Raw genomic sequence first — 4,442 nt, 5'->3', positions numbered from 1 at the left:
CATGGACCCTGCCGGTCCCCCGGGCCGGGCGGACCGCGCCGCTGCTGGCCCTGATGGCCGTCGCCGGTGTGTCCGCGCTTGGCCTGGCGGCGACCATGGTCGCCGTGCCCTGGTTCGTGCTGCACAGCACCGGCAGTGGCACCTGGACCGGACTGGTCGCCGCGGCCGAGACCGCGGGCCTGCTCTGCTCGGCGGTGTTCGCGGGACCGGTGGTCGACCGGCTGCCGGCTCGCGCCGTGAGCGTGGGCGCGGACCTGCTGACCGCGTCGGCGCTCGCCCTGATTCCCGCACTGCACGCCGTGGACGTGCTGGCGCCGCCCGTGCTCGTGGTCGTGGTCTTCGTGGTGGGAGCGGCCCGCGGTCCCGCCGAAACCGCGCGCCAGTTGCTGCTCCCCCGGGCGCTGGAGCGGGCAGGCGTCGCCCTGGAGGCGGGCACCGGCTCGGTGGAGGCCGCCCGCAGGATCGGTCTGATGGCCGGGGCTCCGCTGGCGGGCCTGCTCATCGCCGCCATCGGCCCGGTGCGCACTCTGTGCACGGACGTGGGCGCGGCGCTGGCGTGCTGTCTGCTGGTGGCGGTCCTGGTTCCGGCCACGCCCTGGGCGCGGACCGGCTCCGGCGGCTCGCCGGGGTCGTACCTGGCGGACCTGCGGTCGGGCTGGGCCCACCTGAACGGCGATCCGCTGGTGCGGGCGGTGACGACCGTGCTGCTGGTGACCAACGCGCTGGACGGCGCGCTCAACGGGGTGCTGTACCCGGCGTACGGCACGCAGGTGCTGGACAGCAGTGCGCTGTTCGGAGCGATGGTCACCGCGATCGGGGTGGGAGCCCTGCTGGGCGCTGCCCTCTACGGTCGTGTCGGGCGCCGGCTGTCTCGCCGGGCCCTGTTCGTCGGCTCGTTCCTCCTTGTCGGCGCGGTGCGCTGCGCCGCACTCGCCGGTGAACCGCCGCCCTGGGCCCTGCTCTCGCTGCTCGCCGTGTCGGGGCTGGGGTCGGGGGCGCTCGCCCCGCTGATGATGTCCGTTGCCTACGAGCGGGTGCCCGAGGAGGTGCGCGGCCGGGTGTTCGGCATGCTCACCGCCTGTGCCCTGGCCGCCGCGCCGCTGGGGATGCTGGGTGCGGGACCGGCGCTGGACGGCTGGGGTCTCACGCGCACACTGCTGGCGACCGGCGTGCTGTATCTCGGGGTCACGCTGATGCCCTTGGTGTCACGCGTGTGGCGGGAGTTGGACGAGAGGACACCGCGGGGCGCACCGGTGACCGACCCTTCCGCGCCGAATGCGGAGGTTTGCCGCCCCTCACTTTAGGGCCAGGCAGTTTGATGAGTCCTCGGGCGCATCGAAACAGGGTGGTCGTGACGGCAGGGTTGGTCCTGCAAGACAACGACCGAACGGCCCGGGGGAACAGCCTCCGGGCCGGACCATCCTTCTGCTGGGGGAACACCATGACGAAGCGTCTCGCACTGGCCGTCTGCACCGTGGTCGCGGCCTTCGCCGCCGCCCTGACGGGCACCGCGGCGACCGCGCCGGCCGACGGGGGCACCACCCGGATCACGGCGGGCGGCCCGACGGTGACCGCCCACATGGTGGCCCACGGCGCGACGACGGGCGGCGGCTCGGACCGCCCGAAGCCTCCCACCGACACCTCCTGGGGCGGCTGACCGGCGCGCCCCATCCGGTGAACGCACGGAACGAGGCGCTCCCCGCGGCGCCTCGTTCCGTATGTCCGGGTGCGGGAGGGACCGAAGCCCTCGCCCCGTCAGCCCGCCGTCCGACTCGCCGCGGTCGGACCGCCGGCCCCGCCAGGGGTGAGGACCACGACCGTCCAGCGGGCACCGGACGCGGCCTCGACTGTGCGCGCCCAGCCCTCGGGAACGTAGAGCACCTCGCCCGCGCGCAGGCGGTAGCGCAGGGAGGCGTCCTGGCCGTCGGAGTCGGCGCCGGCGATGGTCCAGGAGGCCGCACCGGCCACCTGATGGACCAGCAGATGGCCGAGCGGGGCGCCGTCGGGGGCTGGGCGGGCCACGAGCCCTGTCGCCGCCGCGATCTGGGCGGCGAGTGCGTCCAGATCCGGTGTCGCCACCGGGTCCGTGACGTCGGCCGCGTCGCGGCCCGCCCCGCCCACACCGCCGTCACCGTCACCGCCGTCACAGCCGTCACAGTCGTCACCGCCGGCGTCGCCGCTGAGGAGCGGATGGTCGTGTTCCGGCCACAGGACCCCCGGGGCGCGTCCCAGGTGGAGCGCGACGAAGAGGGCGACCTCCCGCAGGTGCTCCCCCGCCGGATTCTCGAACGGCATGTTCATCGTGCGCCCCTCAACCTGTGCATGACTCGTCGGCGCACCGCGTCAGCCGTGCGCGCCGGGTCGCGCGACGCGACCCGGTCGGGGAAGCATCGTCCATCGCGCAGGGCGCGTACCAGCCACGGGATCACGTTCCCCGAAAGCCGTGACACGACCGGGGGGCGTGCCCCTGCTCAGTCCGCGCCGGCCTCCTGCACGGGCTTCGCGGCGCCCGGGTCGTCCAGCAGGCCGCGGGCCGCGGCGGCGACCCCCGCCTGGAAGCGGCTCCCGGCACCGAGTTCCTCCATGATGTCCGCGATGTGGCGGCGCGCGGTCCGCAGCGACATACCGAGCCGCCGGGCGATGGCCTCGTCCTTCAGGCCGGCCCCGAGTAACCGGATGATCGTCTCGTGTATCTCGCGGGCGACCTCTTCCAGTCGCTGGCCGACGGCGTTCGAGAACGGGGTGGCGTGGTCCCAGGTCTGGTCGAAGATGTCGCAGAGGTAGGCGACGGTGGCCGGCTCACGAATCACCACGGCACCCCAGCTGCCGTCCGGAACCGGAATGAACGCCAGCTCCCTGTCGAAGGCGATGAGCCTGCCGAAGAGCTCATGGGCGGTCCGGTACTGGGCGCCGAGCGCCGAGGCGGCGGCCACGTAAGCCTGGCTGGGTCCGTTGAACCGGGCGGTGTGGTGGTAGAGGCTGCGCATGGAGATGCCTCTGCGCAGCATGGCCTCGTCCCGTCTGAGCGCCTCCTGCATGGCTTCGGGCACCCGGCTGCCGCCCCCGGGCTGGCTGGTGAGGACCTCGCCGCGGCACCGGTCGGAGGCGGTGTTCAGCGCGCCGCGGACGTCCTCGACGTTGCCGAGGACCTCCAACGCCTCACCGCTGGAACGGCGTTGAAGATAGTGGGGCATGAACCGCCCGAGGCCCTCACGGATGCCGCTGATCTCGTGCTGGCGGGCGCGGATCTCCTCCTCCAGCGGTGCGGCGAGGCGGGAGGCGGCGGTGTCCGGCGCGACCGCGAAGGCCACGGAGTCGTCCTCCGCGCTGCGGTGCAGCAACTGGGCGTCGAGCAGCCGCTCCACGCTGAGCCGTACCTCCTGCGGAGCGTGCCCGGTGCCGGCCGCCACGGCGTCGATCTCGATCGTGCGCTGCTGAAGCACCCAGCTGTAGACGTCGAGATCCACATCCTTGAGATCCGATAGCACCTTTGCCCCACTCCGCATGCCTTCACCCCGGGTCGCTTAACTGCCAGGCACCTTGGTGAGGAGCCCGCCCCCTGGCGTCAGCATAGGCAAGCGGAAAGTCTGTCGGTGAGCAGCTTCGGCGGCGAGTCGACTCATCCGAATGCGTCGCCAAAACCTGAAGGAGCAGTGTGAACACCGGTCTTTCCGCGAAAAATCCCACGTCGAAAGCGGTTCCAGCCGCAATGCTTCCCGTTCCCGTCCAGGAAGCCACACCCGGACGGCCGGATTCCCCGGTGCCGGAAAGCGCCCGGCCGACCCTGCGCCGTGCCGCGCTCTCGCCCCGCGAGGAGGAGGTTCTGGCATATCTCGCACAGGGATGCACCTATCGGATCATCGCCCGCCGTATGGGGCTCAGCCCGCACACGGTCGACACGTACGTGCGCCGGCTGCGCGGCAAGACCGGCTCGGTCAACCGCTTCCAGCTGGCACACCTGGCGTTCCAGCTGGGGTACGGGCCCGACTACTGAGCCAGGTTCTCGCCGAAGTCCCGCATGCGCCGCAGCGGAGAGCACAGCAGGATCAGCGGGGTGAGTGTCAGCCCCGCCGTCAGGACCCACAACGCCGAGCGGACACCGACCAGTTCGCCGAGGGCACCGGCCAGCACACCGCTCACCGGCAGCGTGCCCCACACCAGGAACCGCATGGTGGCCGTCATGCGGCCGAGCAGCCGGGGCGGGCAGACGGTCTGGCGGTAGGCGACCTGGCAGATGTTGTACGTCGTGACGCCCGCCGACTGCACCAGCAGGCCCAGGACGAGCAGGCCGAGTCGCCAGCCCTCCTCGGCCTGCGGCAGCAGCAGGCCGAAGGGCATGGCGACGAGCAGGGACAGCCAGGTCAGCCGCGCCGCGCCCACCCGTCGGGAGAGGCTCTGGGTGACGAGCGCGGCGAGGACCGAGCCGACCGCGGCCGTGGCGC

General features: G+C 72.7%; 5 protein-coding genes and 1 pseudogene. 3 read left to right on the top strand and 3 right to left on the bottom strand.

The features are described 5' to 3' along the window. On the top strand, positions 1 to 1,304 hold a 1,304-nt coding region (locus ACFWN1_RS31915; protein WP_384369803.1), incomplete at its 5' end, for an MFS transporter. A gap of 137 nt (positions 1,305 to 1,441) precedes the next feature. Beyond that, positions 1,442 to 1,657, top strand: coding sequence for a hypothetical protein (locus ACFWN1_RS31910; RefSeq protein WP_384369800.1), 216 nt, complete (start codon positions 1,442 to 1,444; stop codon positions 1,655 to 1,657). Between the two features lie 98 nt (positions 1,658 to 1,755). Here the strand turns inward: ACFWN1_RS31910 and ACFWN1_RS31905 are convergent, their stop codons facing one another. Together ACFWN1_RS31905 and ACFWN1_RS31900 are read right to left on the bottom strand one after the other, a co-directional pair. Beyond that, entirely contained in the window at positions 1,756 to 2,301 is a 546-nt protein-coding gene (locus ACFWN1_RS31905) for a hypothetical protein (protein WP_384369797.1), read from the bottom strand. Positions 2,302 to 2,471: 170 nt separating this feature from the next. Beyond that, the gene (locus tag ACFWN1_RS31900) at positions 2,472 to 3,467 is read right to left on the bottom strand and encodes a LuxR C-terminal-related transcriptional regulator (protein WP_384369794.1); all 996 of its coding nucleotides are present in this window, start codon (positions 3,465 to 3,467) and stop codon (positions 2,472 to 2,474) included. Between the two features lie 293 nt (positions 3,468 to 3,760). Between ACFWN1_RS31900 and ACFWN1_RS31895 the strand changes: the two genes are divergently transcribed. Further along, entirely contained in the window at positions 3,761 to 3,994 is a 234-nt protein-coding gene (locus ACFWN1_RS31895; protein WP_384369791.1) for a response regulator transcription factor, read from the top strand. On the opposite strand, the pseudogene ACFWN1_RS31890 reads toward ACFWN1_RS31895, so the two are convergent. Beyond that, a pseudogene (locus tag ACFWN1_RS31890) lies at positions 3,988 to 4,442 on the bottom strand (MFS transporter); the annotation flags it as partial. The gene ACFWN1_RS31895 and the pseudogene ACFWN1_RS31890 overlap by 7 nt on opposite strands.

The organism is Streptomyces sp. NPDC058459 (assembly GCF_042721685.1).
Lineage (GTDB): Bacteria > Actinomycetota > Actinomycetes > Streptomycetales > Streptomycetaceae > Streptomyces.
The sequence above is the reverse complement of the archived record's forward strand: the minus strand, read 5'-3'. Positions and strand labels throughout refer to the sequence as shown.

Excerpts from the sequence above, each read along its gene's own strand:
- ACFWN1_RS31910 (WP_384369800.1), top strand. The coding sequence starts at position 1,442 with ATGACGAAGCGTCTCGCACTGGCCGTCTGCACCGTGGTCGCGGCCTTC.
- ACFWN1_RS31905 (WP_384369797.1), bottom strand. The coding sequence starts at position 2,301 with ATGAACATGCCGTTCGAGAATCCGGCGGGGGAGCACCTGCGGGAGGTC.